This is a genomic window from Bacillus sp. PAMC28748 (genome assembly GCF_014250415.1).
Taxonomy (GTDB): domain Bacteria; phylum Bacillota; class Bacilli; order Bacillales; family Bacillaceae; genus Bacillus; species Bacillus licheniformis.
In genome coordinates, this window is the sequence record NZ_CP060192.1 from 3,324,301 (window position 1) to 3,344,044 (window position 19,744).

Annotated in this window: 13 protein-coding genes; 4 read left to right on the forward strand and 9 right to left on the reverse strand. The window is 47.9% G+C overall.

Going from position 1 to position 19,744, the window contains the following annotated elements:
• Positions 1–8: 8 nt before the first annotated feature.
• Positions 9–719 (reverse strand): phosphoadenylyl-sulfate reductase, encoded by a 711-nt coding sequence (locus H7F26_RS17070; RefSeq protein WP_017474780.1) that lies wholly within the window; start codon positions 717–719, stop codon positions 9–11.
• A 547-nt stretch (positions 720–1,266) separates the two neighbouring features.
• On the opposite strand from H7F26_RS17070, the gene H7F26_RS17075 reads away from it, so the two are divergent.
• Complete coding sequence (locus tag H7F26_RS17075) at positions 1,267–2,031, forward strand: phosphosulfolactate synthase (RefSeq protein WP_003182476.1); 765 nt, start codon at positions 1,267–1,269, stop codon at positions 2,029–2,031.
• Between the two features lie 18 nt (positions 2,032–2,049).
• On the opposite strand, the gene H7F26_RS17080 is transcribed toward H7F26_RS17075, so the two are convergent.
• The 7 genes from H7F26_RS17080 to gltB form a co-directional block, all read right to left on the reverse strand.
• The gene (locus H7F26_RS17080; RefSeq protein WP_003182478.1) at positions 2,050–2,673 is read right to left on the reverse strand and encodes a YitT family protein; all 624 of its coding nucleotides are present in this window, start codon (positions 2,671–2,673) and stop codon (positions 2,050–2,052) included.
• A 93-nt stretch (positions 2,674–2,766) separates the two neighbouring features.
• Positions 2,767–3,873, reverse strand: a complete 1,107-nt coding sequence (locus tag H7F26_RS17085; protein ID WP_003182481.1) for a mandelate racemase/muconate lactonizing enzyme family protein — start codon at positions 3,871–3,873, stop codon at positions 2,767–2,769.
• Between the two features lie 16 nt (positions 3,874–3,889).
• A complete protein-coding gene (locus H7F26_RS17090) occupies positions 3,890–5,134 on the reverse strand; it encodes an MFS transporter (protein ID WP_003182482.1) in 1,245 nt (414 codons plus the stop codon).
• Positions 5,135–5,205: 71 nt separating this feature from the next.
• On the reverse strand, positions 5,206–6,213 hold the full coding sequence (locus H7F26_RS17095; RefSeq protein WP_003182484.1) for a glycosyltransferase family 2 protein: 1,008 nt from the start codon (positions 6,211–6,213) through the stop codon (positions 5,206–5,208).
• Positions 6,214–6,235: 22 nt separating this feature from the next.
• A complete protein-coding gene (locus tag H7F26_RS17100; protein ID WP_003182485.1) occupies positions 6,236–7,951 on the reverse strand; it encodes a DUF6044 family protein in 1,716 nt (571 codons plus the stop codon).
• Between the two features lie 533 nt (positions 7,952–8,484).
• Positions 8,485–9,966, reverse strand: coding sequence for a glutamate synthase small subunit (gene gltD, locus H7F26_RS17105; RefSeq protein ID WP_003182487.1), 1,482 nt, complete (start codon positions 9,964–9,966; stop codon positions 8,485–8,487).
• Positions 9,967–9,982: 16 nt separating this feature from the next.
• Positions 9,983–14,548: a glutamate synthase large subunit gene (gltB, locus tag H7F26_RS17110; protein ID WP_011198030.1), complete on the reverse strand. Its 4,566-nt coding sequence runs from the start codon at positions 14,546–14,548 to the stop codon at positions 9,983–9,985.
• 148 nt (positions 14,549–14,696) lie between these two features.
• Here gltB and H7F26_RS17115 point away from each other — a divergent pair, with 148 nt between their 5' ends.
• Positions 14,697–15,599, forward strand: coding sequence for a glutamate biosynthesis transcriptional regulator GltC (locus tag H7F26_RS17115; protein ID WP_009328121.1), 903 nt, complete (start codon positions 14,697–14,699; stop codon positions 15,597–15,599).
• A gap of 137 nt (positions 15,600–15,736) precedes the next feature.
• The gene (locus tag H7F26_RS17120) at positions 15,737–15,949 is read left to right on the forward strand and encodes a hypothetical protein (protein ID WP_016885413.1); all 213 of its coding nucleotides are present in this window, start codon (positions 15,737–15,739) and stop codon (positions 15,947–15,949) included.
• Between the two features lie 55 nt (positions 15,950–16,004).
• On the opposite strand, the gene H7F26_RS17125 is transcribed toward H7F26_RS17120, so the two are convergent.
• The gene (locus H7F26_RS17125; RefSeq protein WP_009328120.1) at positions 16,005–17,933 is read right to left on the reverse strand and encodes a di-heme oxidoredictase family protein; all 1,929 of its coding nucleotides are present in this window, start codon (positions 17,931–17,933) and stop codon (positions 16,005–16,007) included.
• A gap of 130 nt (positions 17,934–18,063) precedes the next feature.
• Here H7F26_RS17125 and H7F26_RS17130 point away from each other — a divergent pair, with 130 nt between their 5' ends.
• Positions 18,064–19,638, forward strand: a complete 1,575-nt coding sequence (locus H7F26_RS17130) for an alkaline phosphatase family protein (RefSeq protein WP_009328119.1) — start codon at positions 18,064–18,066, stop codon at positions 19,636–19,638.
• Positions 19,639–19,744: the final 106 nt, after the last annotated feature.

Here is a 19,744-nt window from a genome sequence, read left to right on the forward strand (position 1 = left end):
CCCAGCTCCTACCGGAATTGATGCAGCCCGCATTCTGTTTTTTCCTGGTGGGCCCACCTTCCCGCTCTTAAATTGCCGCTGTCTGTCACGGGAAGCGTACACACCTCACAGCCGATGCTCGGATAATCTTGATCATGAAGCTTGTGATACGTCAGCTGATTCAGCTTAATGTAAGTCCAGACATCCTCCCATTTCCAGTGAATAAGGGGGCAGATTTTAATCAGTTTAAAATTGTCGTCCTTGTTGATATATCGGACATGTTTCCGTGTTTCCGACTGCTCCCGCCTCAGCCCGGTAATCCAGGCTTCCATGCCTGACAGATGCTCCCTGAGCGGCTCGATTTTGCGAAGGCGGCAGCACTGGTCCGGCTGGCGCTTCCAAAGTTCGCTGCCATAGCGTTTTTCCTGCTCTTCAAGTGAGAGGCCGGGTTTTAAAAAGTGGATCGACAGACCGGGATAGCGATCTTTCACTTCATTGATCAGCTCATATGTTTCCGGAAAATGCAGTCCTGTATCTAAAAACACGATGTCCGCTTCTTTCACAACCTTTGAAATCAAGTCGATCAAAACGATTCCTTCCGCGCCGAAGCTGCAGGCGTAAACGATTTTTTGATACGTGCTGTACGCCCATTTCAAAACGTCCATCTCGCCGCTGAAAGTATCCATCACCTCTTCAGAAGCTTTTTCATCCCATGTGCTATACGTTAAAACATCGTTCATCGATTTTCCCCCAATACGTCCTAAAGGTTTGTTTTCTTATCCTCTGATACGAAACATGAACTAAAAGAACATATAGGCAGATTATTCACTTTTTAGACTAAATGTGATCTGGAAAATGTTATTATTTCAGCAATTTTGTGAATATCCGAAAGACCAGATGCGCAAGATCGAAATCAATCATATTCTCTGCTTGTGGACCTAAATTAATAGAGCCCAATTTGATATACCGAAATATTATCAGATGTTAAGCAAGTATTTCGCAATCTGTCATGGAGAACAAGTGAGGAACCATATGAAAGGACGGCGAATATACTTACTTTGACTTCACAAAATGGATAGATACCTAGTGATAAGCAAGTCAGGCGATAAGGGGCTAACATGCTGCCTAATGGGGAGGTGGGCGAAGATCACTCCTTGCCGAACGGCAACACATGAATGAGAAAAACGATAAACGGGGAAAGTGAATTCTTATCGTGACAGCTGAATAATGGCCAACAGACATTTACCTGAAAGCAAGAAAGATACAGTAGATTGTGAGGGGTAATCAATGATTTCTTCTGAACTGATACTGCCCGACAGGCAGCTTAAACCAAGAAAGAAAGGGATCACCATCCTGATCGATAACGGGGTTCCCTTGAGCTTTTTTAAAGATACGATTCACGGAGCGGCAGATTATATAGATTTTGTGAAATTTGGATGGGGAACGTCTTTGATTACGAAATATTTGGAGGAAAAAATCGATAGTCTTAGGCAGAATGACGTTCAATTCTTTTTTGGGGGAACGTTGTTTGAGAAGTTTTTAAGCCAGGATAAAATTGAAGATTACTACCGCTACTGCAAATTATATGGATGCCGTTATGTCGAAATATCAAACGGAACGGTCCGTCTCTCTAATAAAGATAAAGCAAGCTTTATTTCCGACTTTTCGAAAGAATTTCACGTGTTCAGCGAAGTCGGCAGCAAAGACAGCACCCTCAGCAGCGAGCTGGAGTCAGCCGAATGGATCGATTATATCCTCGAAGATCTTGAAGCCGGAGCCGAGAAAGTAATCACGGAAACGAGGGAAAGCGGCACGAGCGGGCTGTGCAAAAGCGATGGAGAAATGCGGTCCCAGCTTATTGAGGAGATCCTTCATTCCGGTATCGCTTCAGGGGATTTAATTTTTGAAGCGCCGACAAAACAGCTGCAGACGTGTTTCATTGAAAAAATCGGTCCTGACGCCAATTTGGCTAATATTCCGTTTCAAGATGCCATTCCGCTTGAAACGCTGAGACTGGGACTTCGATCAGATACATTTTATTTATTTGATTAGGTTCGCTTAAATAGCGGCCTATTTTTTGTTGCGGAAACCGGCGATAGGCATCAATAACGGCCGGAAGCGAATCTGATAAATCGCATCGATGATCCTCGTAGAAATCCATTGGCAGATTAAGGCCTGGATAACGATTCCCCAGGCGATGACAGACGCGGTCAAAAGAAAAATGAATGCATTCATGATAAACAGCGCAGTTCCCGGTTTTCCGCCGCGGTAAATCGATATCATTAAAGCCAAGGCGCCAAAACCGCCGTTAGAAATATTATATTTATATAGCAGTCCAACCCCCGCTCCCAAAAGGACGGAGCCGTAAAATAAATCCAGCCAGATATTGTTCGTCGTCATAACCGGCATACAGGATTCGAAGATCTGCACCGAAACGGACGTCATGGTAATCGCCCCCATCGTCCCGAAGACTGTCACGGGTTCAAGCCATTTAACGGCCGTCAAAAGGAGCGAGAAGTTGACAGCCCAGACGGTTAATCCGTGCGGAACCTGAAACCAGAAATTGAGCAAAACAGCGATGCCGGCTGCGCCCCCTGAAGGAATATGGTTCGGAAACAAAAACAGCGCCATACCGAGACCCTGCAACACGCTGCCCAACACAATAGCATGTACGATTTTGAGTTTTCTTCCCATACGGATATAATCCCCTTTAAAGTAACTTGTCCTCTTTCCTACTATATGTAAGGGGAAATGAAAAATATCACATTTTTTCGGGGTGGACGCTGATCAGATGTAAGACGAGCCATCCCACACATACGCTTCTACGAGCTCTGTATCAATTTCGATTTTGTCGGGGACTTGAATGCAGCCGTCTTTTATGCTGACGGGCACGATTTGTGCGAACGGATTCTCCATCGCATCCCATTCAAGCGGTTCGATATCTTCTCCGTCCATTTTGGTCCAATGCGGTAAACAGGCTTGTCCGAAAGCGGCGTATATTCTTGAAAGTCCGCCGTCATAGCTGTGGGGAGAGACCCTTTTTCCGAAATGCCTGGCGAGCTTCAGAACGGTTTGAAATTCGTCCGTGCCCTCACAGTGCATAACATCGGGCTGGGCAATATCGACTGCGTTCTCCAGAAAAATCGGCAAAAACGGCTTTGCGCCTTTTACGTTTTCTCCTCCGGCAACCGGAACAGAAAGCGCTGAGCGCAGCATCCGGTATTCAGCTAGGTCGTCAAACGGCATGGGCTCTTCAAACCAAAGCACGTTTTGCCAGCCGGAAAACCACGTTTCCCACTTGCGCGCGGCGGCCTGATCATAACTCTGGTTTGCATCGAGGATCAGTCCGGTGCTTTGCCCTGTCATCTCCTGGAAGGCCTGAATATGTGCCAAGTCTTCTGAAAACATCTTGCCTCCCGCTTTCAGCTTGACTGCCTTAAATCCGGCCCGAACTGCCTTTTCGATAAGCCGGAGGGAATGGCGGCTCCAATCCGGCCTGTCTGAATACGATTGGAATGACGCATATACCGGGATCTGCTCCCGCAGTTTTCCTCCCCATAATTCGCATACCGAAAGGCCTGCTTTTTTCGCCGTGATGTCCGTTAAAGCCATGCTTACAGCAGAGGCGGCCCGCTGATGCCATTTTTTGATGACAGTGACCAGCTCCGTTCGATTGCTCGCTTCTTTTCCAATTAAATAAGGAATGATCCGTTTTTTAAAGCCTGCATCCAAAGCAGGCAGCCAATCCGCGCATTCTCCCCATCCTGTCAGACCTGAAGCTGTCGTAATCCGAATCAGATAGCATGTTCTGTAGCTTTTCAATCCGTTCGCATCGCCGTAAGGGGAGGAAAGCTTGTGGAACAGCGGAAATGTGTCAACCTTTTCTATGCGCATGTTTTTTCCTTTCCTCCTATCTTGCGTCAGCCGGCTGCAGCCCCTTGTCCCCTTTTTTTGTCGTGTCTTCCTTTTTGACGTGAATCATGGTCAGCACAAGTACACCGACAATCAACGTCAGGCCCGCTATGGACATAAACATGCCGAGTTTCGACCATTCCATCAGTCTCCCGAAAATCGGCGGTCCGATGGCGACTCCTAAAAATCTGACCGAACCGTACAGAGATGTCACAAAGCCGCGCCTCTCTTTTCCGACAGCCCCGGTTATGAAGCTGTTGACACACGGCAGAACAAAGCCTGTGCCGATGCTGCTGATGACAAGGATCGAAATAAAAGGAATGAGCGCGGAGAAAAAAGACAGTGTGCCGTAGGAAACCGTAATCAGAGCGAGTCCGATGACCATCATTTTTTTCATCAGCCGCTGATTTTGTCCGATTTTGCTGCCCGTAATATATGATGTTGTACACATCACAAGCAGAGGGATCGCCAAAATCAGCCCTTTTTTTACGCCGTCTGTATGATATTCTTTTTCCAAAACATCGGATAAGTAAAAGAGGATGCCAAACAGAGTAAACAAACAGACGGCTCCTGCGAGATATGCGGTGAAAAGCCATCTGCCCTCATGTTTAAAAACGCTTGTCAGCCCTTTTACATATTTTCCAAGAGGCGGCGGATCTTTTTTCTTGTCTTTTTCTTTAATAAAAATCCAAGTCAAAATGATCGGCGCAATACAAAAAGCCGGAAATGCAAAGAACACCCAAAACCAAGCGATTAATGCAATCAATGATCCTAAAATAGGAGACAGCACTTTTCCGAAGCCGTTCGAGGCTTCAACAAGACCGAGCACCCGGCTTTCGTCGGCCCCTTTAAAAAGGTCTCCTGTCAGCGCCATTGCGATCGGCGCTGTACCGGCTGCCCCGAGCCCTTGCAGTCCTCTCCCGAACAGCACCCATGGGAAGGCATTCGCAAAGGTCGTCGATGCAAACCCTGCAAGAATCCCCCCTGCCCCATAAAGGAACAGGCACGGAATAATCACCACTTTCCGTGAGAAGCGGTCGGCCAAATAACCGAGCAGCGGAATAAAGAGCGCTGCAGTGATCGAAAACACTGTAATGACAAGGCTGACTTGAAATTGCGATAAATTGAGTTCGGATTTCATTTTCGGCAAAATCGGAATCAGCATCGAATTTCCCAACGTCATAATCAACGGGATCGACCCGATAGCAACAACCGTCATGCCAGAGTTTTGTTTTTCTGCCATAAGTTTGTACATCCTTCCTTATTCATAATGAACTATAAAATTGGAGTTAACTGCTCGGGTTGCATCCGTCATCAGCTGAGCTTCGTTTCCGGCCGTTTTTCAGGTTCGCGCCGGCCGAGCCGTTCAGTATACAAATCGATATCCACCGCATATCTCGGCCTTCTTTTCACTTCGGTGAAAATCGTTCCGATATATTCGCCGATAATGCCGATCCCCATCAATTGCAGACCGCCCAAAAACCATATCGAAATGATCAGCGAAGCCCAGCCTGCATTCGTATACCCGAGCAGTTTTTGAATCATTGCATAAATACCCGCGATGCAGCTTAGGAAAAATAAGAAGAAGCCAATCAGGGTAAAAAATCGGATCGGAGCGACACTGAAAGACGTAATCCCGTGAAAAGCGAAAGACAGCATTTTTTTCAGCGGATATTTCGTTTCTCCAGCCATCCGCTCTTTTCGGTCATAGTACACTTTTGCCGACCGAAGGCCGATCAGGGGCACCAAACCGCGCAGGAAAACATTTGCTTCTGCATAGCGGCTGAGCTCCTCAAGCGCCCGTTTATTTAAAAGCCGAAAGTCGGCATGGTTATCGACCAGCTGGATGCCAAGCTTATTCATGATCTTGTAGAACCATCCGGCTGTCGTTCGTTTAAACCATGTATCCGTTTGGCGGCTTCGGCGTACACCGTAGACGATTTCATAGCCTTCATGATATTTTTCGATAAACCGGCGAATCGCCGAAATGTCATCCTGAAGATCGGCATCGATTGAAATAACGCAATCGGATTTTTGCTTTGCTTTATCGAGTCCGGCTAACAGAGCTTTTTGATGTCCCGAATTACGGGCCAGCTTCAAGCCTGTCACATAGCGGTTTTTTGTGCTTTCCATGGCAATCAGCGGCCATGTGCGGTCTGTCGATCCATCATCGACAAATAAAAGCTTGCTCTCTGAAGAAATCAGTTTATCTGCTGTGAGATCATCCAATACCGCAGTCAGCTGTTTTGCGGTTTCGGCAAACACGTCCTCTTCGTTATAACAGGGTACGACGATCGTCAGCAAAGGCTGTTGAAGATTCAATTTGCTTCCTCCTTATCGATGCTTATTTCGCTTCATATACATAGATGTTCCAAGCGGACTGCGGGTGGCTGAACCGCTTTAAAAACGCAAGCTTGTTTTGTTCTGCATTCATAATCGGAACTGAAGAAAAAATATATTGTCCCCCCATTTTTTTGAATGCTTCAGTGTTTAACTCCAGGTTCGTGATTTTTTTCTTTGTGCTCTTTTTGAACGCGTAATGTTTTCCAAGCTCGTCAACAAACAAGTAGCAGCGGCTCCCCCACTCATCGAAATAGCGCTTCAGGGCCGGATTTTTATCAAGCTCTTTGGCGATGATTTTCCGGAATTGATACTTGTATTTCAGCGGATAAATATTGGCATACGTATCAAGTGTGTAGAAGCCGTTATACTGCGCAATCGCCGGATGCAGGCCGATGCTCGCCACCCGGTAGGAATCGGTAGGACGGCCGATGAATCGTTTGATCTGTTTAAACTGATCTGATGCATAAAATTCCCGAAAGCTTGGGGCGTGGTGGTATGCGCCGTAAGTCAGCTCTTCATGAAACGGAATAAGCACAAGCAGCTGGGCGATTAGTGCGGCATGAACAAAACGCCGCCATCTCTTCCCCATTTTCCACAATATGTAGCATGCAACGGCAAAGCTTGCGTATATCACAAGAGGGCGCAAAAAGTGGAAACGGGCGAAATTGAATGCCGAAAGCAGACTGATCTTTTCCTTTGGAAGCGCCCACAGCTTGTTGAACCAGAGGGCATACCATAAAGAAAGCGCATAATTTAAAATGAATAAAAAGATGAACAGCTTTTCTTCGCTTGGCCGCTTTTTGCGTTGTCTAGCAACGACGAGCCCGAAAGTGAGCACAATCAAAGGCAGTATCACTGCCGTATGGACGGTCATGACATGATTGTGGCCGAGCACGAAATTTTTAAAGGACAACCGAAACGAATGAAGGATGTCATGCCTGGACGAAATAAATTCAACGCGATGCATCGTTTCGCCTGAAGCGAAAACCGAATAAACAAGCCGGTATTCTATCGCCAGGAATATGCCTGTCATAAGAGCGATACTTCCGAGAAAGCGAAGGTTAAAGCTGCGCTTTGTGACCAAATCATAAAGCCAAATCAGCGAAACGGCGGCAAGGAAAAAGAAGAAACCGAGCACAAAGCTTGAGTAAAGCGGTAAAAGCGCAAGGGTTGACCACTCTTTCCATGAGTCGTTCCCTGCCCTGATGTTTAAAAAAGCCCATAAGGCCAAAGGGTGACCAAGCGTACTAAGCATTCCTGAAGGCCAAAAGGGTGTCAGGGCAAATGCCAGCGATACGGCGATTCTGATGAAATACGCCTTTTCATCGCGAATCACATGGCTTTTCAGCAGCAGGTACATCCCGACAAAGGCAAACACCCTCGTGATCGTCTGGCTTAAAGCATATGCGGTCATCGAAGGAAACAAGGCGTGAAGCCAGACAATGCCGCTCCATTCCGTTCCGTAAGCGTCCCGCGGCAACCCGTTGATGATTTGCGGAATGACGGCTTTAACGCCGCCGAGCAGCTGCCCGCTTTCGGCCAGCACCTTATACCAGGCGATATTGGAATCCAGGTTGTCATGCACACGGATATGAGCGTCTTCATTTAATATGTAAAGCGGAAGGACATAGAGAAGAATGACACTGAATGCGAAAATCAAATATCGCTTTTCTCTGCTCAACTTTTTGACGAATAACGACACGAATACCACATCCATTTTGTTCTCTTTTGGAAATATAGAGAGCTTTTATCATATCGCTGTTATTATTCGTGGAAGCGTTTTGAAAAATTCATCAAAATGAAAAAAGCTGCCTGCTTCACCAGACAGCTTCGTTTTACAAATTACCAAGGGTAAGGGTAGAAAGGATAAAAAGGATAAAAGAACGGATAGAAGAATGGATACGGATAAAACGGCGGCCTCGGTCTAGGGCGCGGTCTTGGCCGCGGATAAGGGTAGCCCCCATAAGTAAAAGGCTGCTGTCTATCCGGATCCGCCCAGTTATCTTGATTTTGATAAGTTTCTTCCACTGTTATAGCCTCCTTTAGTTGCTTTTCATACTTTAGGTTATGCTATATCCCATAAAATGGAGTAAGTACACAATTTTTCACAGATAACTTTGGGCGGCAGTCCGAAGATCAGCCAGAAGGCGAAAGCACTGAATCAAAAAAACAAAACAGCCTGCCCCGTCAACCTAAAAATAAGGTCGCGGGACAGGCTTTCATTTATATGATGTGAATACCCCTTTGTTTTTAAGGCAGTACAGAGCTCCCCATTAAATATTTGTCAACTTCACGGGCGACTTCGCGTCCCTCGTGAATCGCCCAAACGATCAGGCTTTGTCCTCTTCTCGCATCCCCTGCTGCGAAGACTCCATCGACATTTGTTTTAAATTCCCCGTATGCTGCGTCAACTTTATTTCTCACCGTATTTACCCCGAACTGCTCAAGCAGCGGCTGTTCCGTTCCTTCAAAGCCGATGGCGATAAAGACGTATTGAGCAGGCCATACTTTTTCCGTTCCCGGAATTTCGTGGAACTCAAATTTCCCTTGATCATTCTTTACTTTTTTCATTTGAATCGTATGCAGTTCTTTCAAATGGCCGTTTTTATCTGCGACAAGCTTTTTTGTTTGGATCGAATATTGTCTCGGATCGTTTCCGAATACTGCTTGCGCCTCTTCATAGGCATAGTCCAGCGTATGGACATGCGGCTGTTCCGGCCACATATTTTCGGCGGTCCTTGTATCGGGCAGCTTCGGATGCTTGCCGAATTGGACGACGCTTCGCGCTTTTTGGCGCAGGGCCGTTGCAACGCAGTCTGCCCCCGTGTCACCGCCGCCGATGACGATGACGTCTTTATTTTTCGTATTGATAAACTGCTTATCTTTAAAATTCGAATCGAGCATGCTTTTAATGGTGCCTGTTAAATAGTCCATGGCAAAGTGGACACCTTTTGCTTCACGGCCTTCAATCAAGAGATCGCGCTGTTTTTGGGCCCCTGTGCAAAGGATAATCGCATCGTACTGTTCTTTTAGTTCGTCGGCTGTAATATCTTTGCCGATTTCCGTATTGGTGACAAAGTCGACGCCTTCCTGTGTCAACAGTTTGATGCGGCGTTCGACAACGCTTTTTTCGAGCTTCATGCTCGGGATGCCGTACATTAACAGGCCTCCCGGGCGGTCGCTGCGCTCATAAACAGTGACCGAATGCCCCGCCTGGTTCAATTGATCGGCGCTTGCAAGACCGGCAGGCCCTGAGCCGACTATCGCGATTTTCTTGCCGCTCCGTTTTTTCGGAATTCGCGGCTGAATCCATCCGTTTTCAAATCCTTTGTCAATAATCGTCCGTTCGATCCCTTTGATGGATACGGCCGGATCGGAAATCGCCACCGTACAAGAGCCCTCACAAGGCGCCGGACAGACCCGCCCAGTGAATTCAGGGAAATTGTTTGTCTTTAGAAGGCGGTCAAGCGCTTCTTTCCACCTTCCCTTGTAAACGAGGTCGTTCCATTCAGGGATTAAATTGTGAATCGGACATCCTGACGTATAACCGCCTATATCCATGCCGATTTGGCAAAAGGGGGTGCCGCAGTCCATGCAGCGCGCTCCCTGTCTTTTTGATGCTTCCTCAGAAAATGGAGACGAATATTCGTTCCAGTCGTTTATCCGTGTGAGAGGATCGCGTTCAGCAGGCTTTTCCCGCTTGAATTCCATAAATCCTGTTGCTTTGCCCATTTTCCCCTCCCCTTTCTTACTGTGCCACCGCTTCTTTTGATGAAGCAGCCGCAGATGGTTCAATCTTTTGTTTCGTACCGGCTTCAAACGCGTACATCAACGCTTCTTCATCAGACAAGCCGGCTTCTTTCTGCTCTTTAATCCGCTCTATCATTTGCTTGAAGTCTTTCGGAATCACTTTCACAAACCGACCGACGGCCTCTTCCCAATGATCCAGTATCGAAGCTGCTTTTGAGCTTTCGGTATATTTGTAATGGTTTTCGATCATCGTTTTCAGTTCAGCGATTTCCTCAGGTGCTTCAAGTGTTTCAAACTCGATCATTTCAGGATTGCATTTCCGTTTAAAGGCTTTTTTGTCTTCGGCGTATACGTAGGCGATTCCGCCTGACATGCCTGCGGCAAAGTTTTTGCCGACGTCTCCGAGAATGGCGACGCGCCCGCCGGTCATGTATTCGCATCCATGGTCGCCGATGCCTTCAACGACAACGCTGACTCCGCTGTTTCTGACGGCAAACCGTTCGCCCGCGAGTCCGTTAATATAAGCTTCTCCGCTTGTAGCGCCGTAAAACGCGACGTTTCCGACAATAACATTTTCACGGAATGCAGGGTTGAATTCGTCAGGCGCTTTGACGGCGATTTTTCCGCCTGAAAGACCTTTGCCGATGTAATCATTGGCATCTCCTGTCAAATACATCGTCATTCCTTTTGGTACGAACGCTCCAAAGCTTTGCCCCGCTGAACCTGTGAATCGGAGCGTAATCGTATCTTCAGGGAGACCTTCTTCGCCGTAGCGCTTAGAAATTTCGCTTCCGGTTATGGCTCCTGTTACACGGTTGATGTTGCGGATTTCAAAAGACGCTTCTACAGGCGTACCGTTTTCAACAGCTGACTGCACGGCCGGTAAGATTTGCGTAACATCGAGCGATTCATCGATTTTATGGTTTTGCGGCGTACGGAATGTACGTGTGCCTTCCGGCTGGTAAAGCAGGCTTGATAAATCGAGCTGACCCGCTTTCCAATGCGCTTTGGCCCGTTCGCTGACACGCAGGACATCCGTGCGGCCCACCATTTCATCAACCGTTCTGAAACCGAGCTGGGCCATCAATTCGCGAACTTCTTCTGCGACAAAGAGCATGTAATTCACGATGTGATCTGGATCGCCCATGAACTTTTTGCGAAGCTCAGGGTTTTGCGTCGCTACCCCGACAGGGCACGTATCCAAATGGCAGGCTCTCATCATGACGCAGCCGAGAACAACGAGCGGTGCCGTTGCAAAACCGAATTCTTCGGCTCCTAAAAGCGCAGCCATGACAACGTCTCTGCCCGTCATTAATTTTCCGTCTGTTTCCAATACGACGCGTTCGCGCAAACCGTTCATCATCAGTGTTTGATGAGCTTCTGCGAGTCCAAGCTCCCATGGGAGGCCGGTATGCTTAATACTTGTTTTCGGTGATGCTCCAGTGCCCCCGTCATAGCCGCTGATGACGATGACATCGGCCGTCGCTTTGGCGACTCCGGCTGCAATCGTGCCTACTCCGGCTTTAGCGACAAGCTTTACGCTGATCCGTGCATCGCGGTTGGCGTTTTTCAAATCATGAATCAGCTGCGCCAAATCTTCAATCGAGTAGATATCGTGGTGCGGCGGCGGTGAAATCAAGCCGACCCCAGGCGTAGATCCGCGTACATTGGCAACCCATGGATACACTTTGTTGCCAGGGAGCTGTCCGCCTTCCCCCGGTTTTGCACCCTGCGCCATCTTAATTTGCAGCTCGTCGGCATTGACGAGATAGTGGCTTTTCACACCGAAACGGCCTGAAGCGATTTGCTTGATCGCGCTGCGGCGGTTATCACCATTGGCGTCAGGCGTAAAGCGCGCCGGATCTTCTCCGCCTTCCCCGCTGTTGCTTTTTCCTCCGAGACGGTTCATTGCAATCGCCAGCGCTTCATGGGCTTCCTTGCTTAAAGAGCCGAATGACATCGCCCCTGTTTTAAAGCGGCGTACAATTGATTCAGCGGATTCGACTTCTTCAAGCGGCAGCGGCTTCCGGTTTTCATCAAACGAGAAGAGGTTGCGGAGAAAACCGATTCTTTCTTCATCAGCCGCTTTCGAATATTGTTTAAACAGGCTGTAATCACCTTTGCGGCAGGCCCATTGCAGCGTGTGAATCGTTTTCGGATTAAAAGCGTGGTGTTCCCCGCCTTTTCTCCATTGAAAATCGCTACCAGAATCAAGCGTTTCACTGAATGTATCTTCATAAGCTTCCCTGTGGCGGCGCTTCGCTTCTTCGGCAATCGTGTCCAAACCGATTCCGCCGAGCTGTGAAGCCGTTCCTGTGAAATAGCTGTCTATGACGTCCTTGCTGATTCCGACCGCTTCAAAAATCTGTGCGCCCCTGTAGCTTTGGACTGTGGAAATACCCATTTTTGACATCACTTTTACGACGCCTTCTGTCACGCTTTTGCTGTATTTTGTTACAGCTTCTTCATAACTGATGGAGAGCGCTCCGTCTTCAATCGCCTGCTTGTATGTCGCATATGTGAGGTACGGATGAATGGCATCCGCTCCGTAGCCGATCAAGGCGGCAAAATGATGAACTTCGCGCGCTTCACCCGATTGGGCGATAATGCTGACTTTTGTGCGCTTTCCTGCACGGACCAAATATTGATGCAAGGCACTGACGGCTAGCAGCGCAGGAATCGGCGCTTTTTGACCGTCCATTTTGCGGTCGGATAAGATAAGGAGTGTCACGCCTTCGGCGATCGCTCTGTCCGCTTCTTTAAACATATCTTCGAGTCCGCTCTTCAAGTCGTCTGTAAAGAGCGTGTGAATCGTCTTGCTTTTGAAATCTTTGTGTACAAGCCCCTTTAAAGAATTGAACTGCGCGTTCGTCAAGACCGGTGTATACAATTTAATCCGGCGGCAGCTGCTTTCGTTCGGATGGAGAATATCGCCTTCCGCTCCGAGCCATGTCAATGTCGATGTGACGATCTGCTCGCGGATTGCATCAATCGGCGGATTGGTAACCTGTGCAAACAGCTGTTTAAAATAGTTGAACAGCGATTGCGGACGGTCTGACAACACCGCCAGCGGGACATCGTGACCCATTGAACCGAGCGGGTCTTTGCCTTCTGTAATGACAGGAATTAAATACTTGTGAATATCTTCGTACGTAAAACCGAATGCTTTCTGGCGGGTCAGCAGATCAGGCACAGATTTTTCTTCGGTTTCCTCAATGTCGTTTGAGACATGAACCAGTTCTTTACTGAGCCATTCCTGGTACGGAAACTCTCCGGCGATTTCGGATTTGACTTCTTCATCGGAGATAATACGTCCTTCTTCAAGATCAACAAGCAGCATTTTTCCGGGATCCAGCCGGTCTTTATATAAAATGTTTTCCTGTTCGACATCAATTACGCCGACTTCGGAAGAAAAAATAAGGTAGTCGTCTTTAGTGACATAATAGCGAGCGGGTCTGAGTCCGTTCCGGTCTAAAATGGCTCCGATCTGTTTTCCGTTTGTAAAAGAAATCGCAGTCGGGCCGTCCCAAGGCTCCATTAAAGAGCTGTGATATTCGTAAAATGCCTTCTTTTCTTTTGACATGTACGGGTTCTCGTTCCACGGCTCCGGAATCAGCATCATTGCAGCATGGGCCGGCTTTCTTCCAGCCAGTACAAAGAATTCAAAAGCGTTATCCAGTATCGAGGAGTCGCTTCCATTTTCATCGAGAATCGGCAAAACCTTCGGCAAGTCTTCACCGAACGCTTCAGAAACAAACTGCTGCTCCCTCGCTTTCATCCAGTTCATATTGCCGCGCAGCGTATTGATTTCCCCGTTGTGGATCAAATAACGGTTCGGGTGCGCCCTTTCCCAGCTCGGAAACGTGTTTGTGCTGAAACGGGAGTGAACCAAAGAAAAAGCCGAGACGAAGTCCTCGTCTTGCAAATCTTCATAGAAGGCATCAACCTGCTCGGGCGTTAAAAGACCTTTATATACGATGGTATTGCTCGAGAGGCTGACGAAATAGAACGTTTTCTCGTGTTCTTTTGCCCAATTTTCGGCCTGTTTGCGAATGATGTACAACTTGCGTTCAAATGCCAAATTGTCTTTCAGCGCTTCATTTGCTCCGATAAATACCTGGCGGACGACTGGCGCGCTTTCTTGTGCGACTGTTCCGATTTTTCCGACATTTACAGGTGCAGTTCGCCAGCCGAGTACCGTCTGCCCTTCCTGTTCGATCAGCTCGTTAATGCGCGCTTCGGATTTTTCGCGCCCGCTGTCGTCTTTCGAAAAGAAGATCATCCCGACGCCGTAGCGTCCTTTTTCAGGCAAGTTGAAATCGGCGCAGACTTTTTTAAAAAAAGCATCCGGAATCTGCATCATGATGCCTGCCCCGTCTCCGGTATGCGGGTCACTGCCCTGACCGCCCCGGTGGTCCAATTGGCAAAGCATTTGCAATCCTTTTTTGACAATATCATGAGTAGGAAGGCCCTTCAAATGAGCATAAAGGCCGATTCCGCATGCATCATGTTCAAATTCAGGACGGTAGAGACCTTGTGCCTTTGGTAGTTGATTATAAGTCATTGTTCCTCTCCCCCGTTCATTTTTCCCGTTTGTCCCCGGTCATAAAATCTTACAAACTCTAATCCTATTGTAGGTTTTCAAATCTATACAAACAATATATAATTTAGATTAAAACTATCTCATTTTGAGATTAGCAGGTGAAACAACGATGGAATTACGCCAATTGCATTACTTTATGGAAGTTGCGGAAAGAGAGCATGTATCGGAAGCGGCCATGCACCTTCATGTCGCTCAGTCGGCGATCAGCAGGCAGATCGCCAATCTAGAGGAAGAGCTCGGCGTTGATTTGTTTGAGCGCGAAGGCCGGAATGTGAAGCTGACTCCGATTGGGAGGCAGTTTTTAGACCATATTAAAACGGCGATGAAAGCGATCGATTTTGCGAAGGAACAAATCGACGAGTATTTGGACCCGAATCGCGGGACCGTTAAAATCGGTTTCCCGACAAGCCTTGCGGGCCAGTTCCTCCCGACCGTCATTTCCGCTTTTAAAGAGGAGCATCCTAATGTCGCTTTTCTTTTAAGACAGGGATCTTATAAATTTTTAATCGAAGCGGTGAAAAACAGGGATATCGATTTGGCTTTTCTCGGTCCCGTCCCGTCAAACATTGCCGAGATTAAAGGAGACATTTTGTTTTCGGAGAGCCTTCTGGCGCTCGTGCCGGTCAATCATCCGTTGTCAGGCCAGAAAAGTCTTCATCTCGGCGATCTCAGAAATGATCAGTATGTGCTGTTTCCTGACGGGTACATTCTCCGAAAAATGGCTGTTGACGCATGCAAGCAAGTCGGATATACGCCTAAAATTTCCTCGGAGGGCGAAGATTTGGATGCGATCAAAGGGCTTGTTTCTGCTGATATGGGGGTGACGCTTTTGCCGGAAAGCGCCTTTAATGAAACGGCACCCCGTTTTACAAAGAAGATTCCGATTGATTATCCGCAGGTAAAGCGCACGGTCGGGATCATCACCCCTAAAAACAGGGAGCTTTCCCCTTCTGCAAAAGTCTTTTATCAGTTCGTAAAGAAGTTTTTTTCTCGCCTTCAGCAATATCAATAACAGTCTTGCAACGAAATCAGCCGGGCGCAAAAGCTTGGCTGATTTTATTTTATCATAAATAAAGATAAATGTCTGAATTTTCTGCCCTTTATTGTTTGCGGCCGTGTCTCTTCTATTATAATGAGCGCGTCTTACAGATGTATGTTCATCCCTGTTTTATCAAATGGTTTGCCCTTCTTTACATTGCGCTTAACGCAGCTCATGAAGGTCTCCTCTCTTGGAACGGACATGCCGCACCGGCCGCAGCCGTTGCCGGCCTTGGGCTTGTCAAAACAGCTGAAGCAAAAGGCGGGTTGCATCCGCGCTGCTCCGTTACAAGGACAGAAAAGGCGATCATCTTCCGGGTTTAAGCGCCGCCGCGGTGACGAGGTTTTAAAAAAGCCGCCAGTCAGGCGGCTTTTCTTTTCATTTTATTTCTTGCTTTTCAGGCATATCGGCATGGATTAAATAATGGATCAACGCTTTTTGCTCCTGTTTGGAAAAGCCGCTTTTGGCGTCGATCCAAAATTCATGCCCTTTGCCGGTTACTCTGACTGCTTTTAAGTCGGGCGATTCCGAATTGCTTTTGATGACCTTCTGTCTTAAGTCTCTGTCGATCATCGCCAATAAACTGTTATAAGGGTTCGCCGGCTTACCTTTGATAATCGTCTTTGGTATGCCTGTTTCTTTCAATGAGCTCCCAACTGCAACCCCTCCGTCGTGCAAATAAGGAGCGCGCCAGTAAACGCCAATCAGACTCGGCACTTTATACCCGCCTTTGGAATCACCCTGCGCCCACGAAAGCTTGATCTGTTCGGGGTCAAATCCGGCTGTCGGGACTTTCAGAACCTCCGGCTTGCGCGGCAGAGGCACCGGTGTGTCAGGCGAATGGACAAGGCTTTTCCCGAATATGCTTTCTGCTTTCTTAAAAGACTGCGCCCTTGTCGGCTCGGTCCCGATCGTTTCAGCCGAGATGACCTTGTTGTTCGTCAAATACCGGCCGGCATGACAGGATATGCAGCCTGCTTGTTCAAAAACGCGCCTGCCGCGCCTGATGGTTTGGCCGTCGGTTTTTTGCCGCGGTTCAGGCGGTCTAAGTGTATTTTGCCAGGCAGACACAGCGTTGTTTTCTTCATTTACATTTCGTCCGGGCGAGCTCACATGCACGCCGTCGGGCGCCGCCAGAGTGATTTTAGGAAAGCTCGGCGGCTTGACCATTTGGTTGACGCCCGGTACTCCGGGAGTGGGGTCTGCTTTTTTGAAAAACGCGGTCGGACTTTCCCCTTTTTTCGGCTGATACCTGTATGTTGAGGCGGGAGCCCTTTGCAGGATCGTCCCGATATAAACATCTTCGCTCATTCCGAAAAGCGCCCGGCTTGCCGGAGATTGTGAGAGGCTGTCCGAATTTTGCGCATGAACATTATTGCTGAACACAGTCAAGCCTTTAAACGGCCCGGCCATTGCCACACCGCTCCAGCTGTACGGATGGTCGCCCAATGTATAGGCATCTGGAATCTGCGTGGGATTGCTTTTCATATCGATCGTTGAATCGAAAAAACCTCTCGGCCACTTCAGGAAAATACGATCGACTGCATCTTCGAGGCGGTCCGGATCGGGGAGGCGTTCTTTTTTGCCGTTTCTTGCGGTGATCACAGGGCTTTTATCATTCATAAATTGTTTAATATTATGAATTTCGGCATGTGTAAAATATGCAGCTGAGTTCGTCGCCAGCGCCAGCATCAGCCCTGTATTTAAATCTGAGTTTGTCACGCCTTCCATCACCTTCATCGTTTTCGAATCAACTGTGGCGTGGCAGGCCGCACAGCTGATGCCGGCTTTGATTTTTCCGTCAGCGTATTTAAAAGGCATGCCAAGGGGCGCGTATGCCCCTTTTGCAACATCAATGCCGGTGTCGATCTTCTCGCCTTTTTTAAAGGTTTTCCCGCCGACCTTAACCGTTTCCGCCAATTCGATGCGCAAGTTTGTCGTCCCTTTCCCTTTCAATCCAGCAATGGCTTTCGTCATGTTGGCAGCTGTAATGGGACCGTCAAGCAGTCCGACGATATCCGTCAAAAACACCTCGTTTCCGAATGTTTCCTTATAAAATGTCTCACGTCCCAAGTCGAGAAGGCGGTCATCAACCTTTACAGCTCCCTCCCCTGCGGACGCGGGCTTATCCGGTGTAAATGCCCCCCATAAATCGTATCCGTGCAATCGTTTTTCTTTTGAGATGACTTTTTCTTTAGGAGGCATATAGGCATATTCCGGTTCAAGGTGTCTGACCGTGAAATAGCCAATAACGGCTAAAATTGCGATGATAGCAATTGCGGCTAACCACTTATGTTTATTCATCATTTTCCCTCCTTTCTAATTGAATAGGCTTCCCAAGAGCTGGCGTAATTCATTTAGAACCTATTACCAGCTATAACTTCCGGCGCCCCATGCCAGAATATGCATACAATGGGATTAAAGGAATGAGGCCATTTTGAAAAAGCTAAGCATTGTACTTGTCATTTTCATATGTGCGCTGGTTTCATTCATCATATGGCTGAATGCCGGGGATGAAAAATTGGGGCTCTCAGATGAAGAAGCAGAGGCCGTCAAACCCTCTAAAAAACCGGTCATTGTCCTGATCATCGACTCTTTGATGGATCAGCCTTTGAAAAAAGCGATTCAAGAAGGCCGCGCTCCGGCATTAAAATTCTTTCTTGAAAACGGTCATTATGAACCTGAAGTGGCGAGCGCGTATCCGACCATGTCGGTCGCGATTGACAGCACGCTGCTCACCGGAACTTATCCGAATATCCACCGCGTTCCCGGGCTTGTCTGGTATAATCAGGCTGAACAGAGAATTGTGAATTACGGGAGCGATAAAAAAGAAATCGCCGCGCTCGGCCTCAAACAAACGATCGAAGACGGGATATATTCTCTCAATCACCGCCATTTAAACCGAAAGGTGACAACGGTACATGAAGATTTGCAAAAGCAAGGAAAACAGTCGGCATCCATCAACGGGCTCATATACAGGGGACCTGACCGCCGCGAATTAAACATACCGCCCCCGCTCAAGAAGCTTAGACTGATGCCTGAACATATGACGGTAAACGGGCCGGCTCTTTTTTCGTACGGCCGCTTTGCCCAGCTTGATCCCGACAACTCCTACCACCATATTTGGCAGGGTTATGGCGTTAACGACAAGTTCACGGCGCAGGAAATGGCTTATTTGATTAAAAAGAGGAAGCTTCCTGCGCTGACTGTCGCCTACTTGCCCGATTTCGACCACGATGCACACAAAAAAGGCCCGAAGGATATGGAAGGCCTCGAAAAAATGGACCGTCAGCTGCAGCGTATATTGAATGCATATGATTCTTGGCGCGATGCGGCCGAAAAAGCGGTGTGGGTCGTCATGGGAGACGGCGGACAGACATCGATCGGACGCGATAAAGATAAGGCAGCCATCCGGCTCCATTCGCTTTTTAAAGGATATCGGATCGCTAAAATAAACGAAGGCCCAGATCGAAAAGACCAGCTTCTTTTTGCGGTAAACGACAGAATGGCATACATTTATGTAACGGATCAAAACACGCCGCTGCAAGATGCCGTCAATGAATTGAAAAAAGACGGACGGATCGCTTTCACAGCGTGGAAAAAAGACGGCTGGATATACGTCGATTCGAAGCGTTCCTTAAAACCGCTGCGGTTTCGTCCGCAAGGCGGTTATCAAGATCCTTACGGGCAGTCATGGACGATCAGCGGAGATTTTTCCTTATTGGACATTAAAACGGACGGTGCATCGATCATGTATGGCGATTACCCGGATGCTCTTGCCCGCCTGTACAGCGCCATGCATTCGCATCGCGGACGGTTTGTAATTGCCGATGCGAAACCCGGATTCCAATTTGCCGGAGAAAAGTCTCCCCTCCATTTTGGCGGAGGCGGCCATGGCTCACTTTATAAAACGGATAGCTTGGCTCCGATGATCATCGTCGGTTCCGAAGAAGTTCCGGCTCACCTTCGCCACCTTGAACTGAAGGATTTTTTAATGAAGCTCGTACAATGACCCGGTCATGTCATCAATGATCGGGTTTTTTCTTTTTTTCTAGGTTTCTTCTTTGACATTCTTTTGTTGTTCTATGTATGATAATACCGTGTTTTAGTTTATTTAC

Coding starts and splice junctions, on each gene's coding strand:
- H7F26_RS17070 (WP_017474780.1), bottom strand. CDS start 719: ATGAACGATGTTTTAACGTATAGCACATGGGATGAAAAAGCTTCTGAA.
- H7F26_RS17075 (WP_003182476.1), top strand. CDS start 1,267: ATGATTTCTTCTGAACTGATACTGCCCGACAGGCAGCTTAAACCAAGA.
- H7F26_RS17080 (WP_003182478.1), bottom strand. CDS start 2,673: ATGGGAAGAAAACTCAAAATCGTACATGCTATTGTGTTGGGCAGCGTG.
- H7F26_RS17085 (WP_003182481.1), bottom strand. CDS start 3,873: ATGCGCATAGAAAAGGTTGACACATTTCCGCTGTTCCACAAGCTTTCC.
- H7F26_RS17090 (WP_003182482.1), bottom strand. CDS start 5,134: ATGGCAGAAAAACAAAACTCTGGCATGACGGTTGTTGCTATCGGGTCG.
- H7F26_RS17100 (WP_003182485.1), bottom strand. CDS start 7,951: ATGGATGTGGTATTCGTGTCGTTATTCGTCAAAAAGTTGAGCAGAGAA.
- gltD (WP_003182487.1), bottom strand. CDS start 9,966: ATGGGCAAAGCAACAGGATTTATGGAATTCAAGCGGGAAAAGCCTGCT.
- gltB (WP_011198030.1), bottom strand. CDS start 14,548: ATGACTTATAATCAACTACCAAAGGCACAAGGTCTCTACCGTCCTGAA.
- H7F26_RS17115 (WP_009328121.1), top strand. CDS start 14,697: ATGGAATTACGCCAATTGCATTACTTTATGGAAGTTGCGGAAAGAGAG.
- H7F26_RS17120 (WP_016885413.1), top strand. CDS start 15,737: ATGTATGTTCATCCCTGTTTTATCAAATGGTTTGCCCTTCTTTACATT.
- H7F26_RS17125 (WP_009328120.1), bottom strand. CDS start 17,933: ATGATGAATAAACATAAGTGGTTAGCCGCAATTGCTATCATCGCAATT.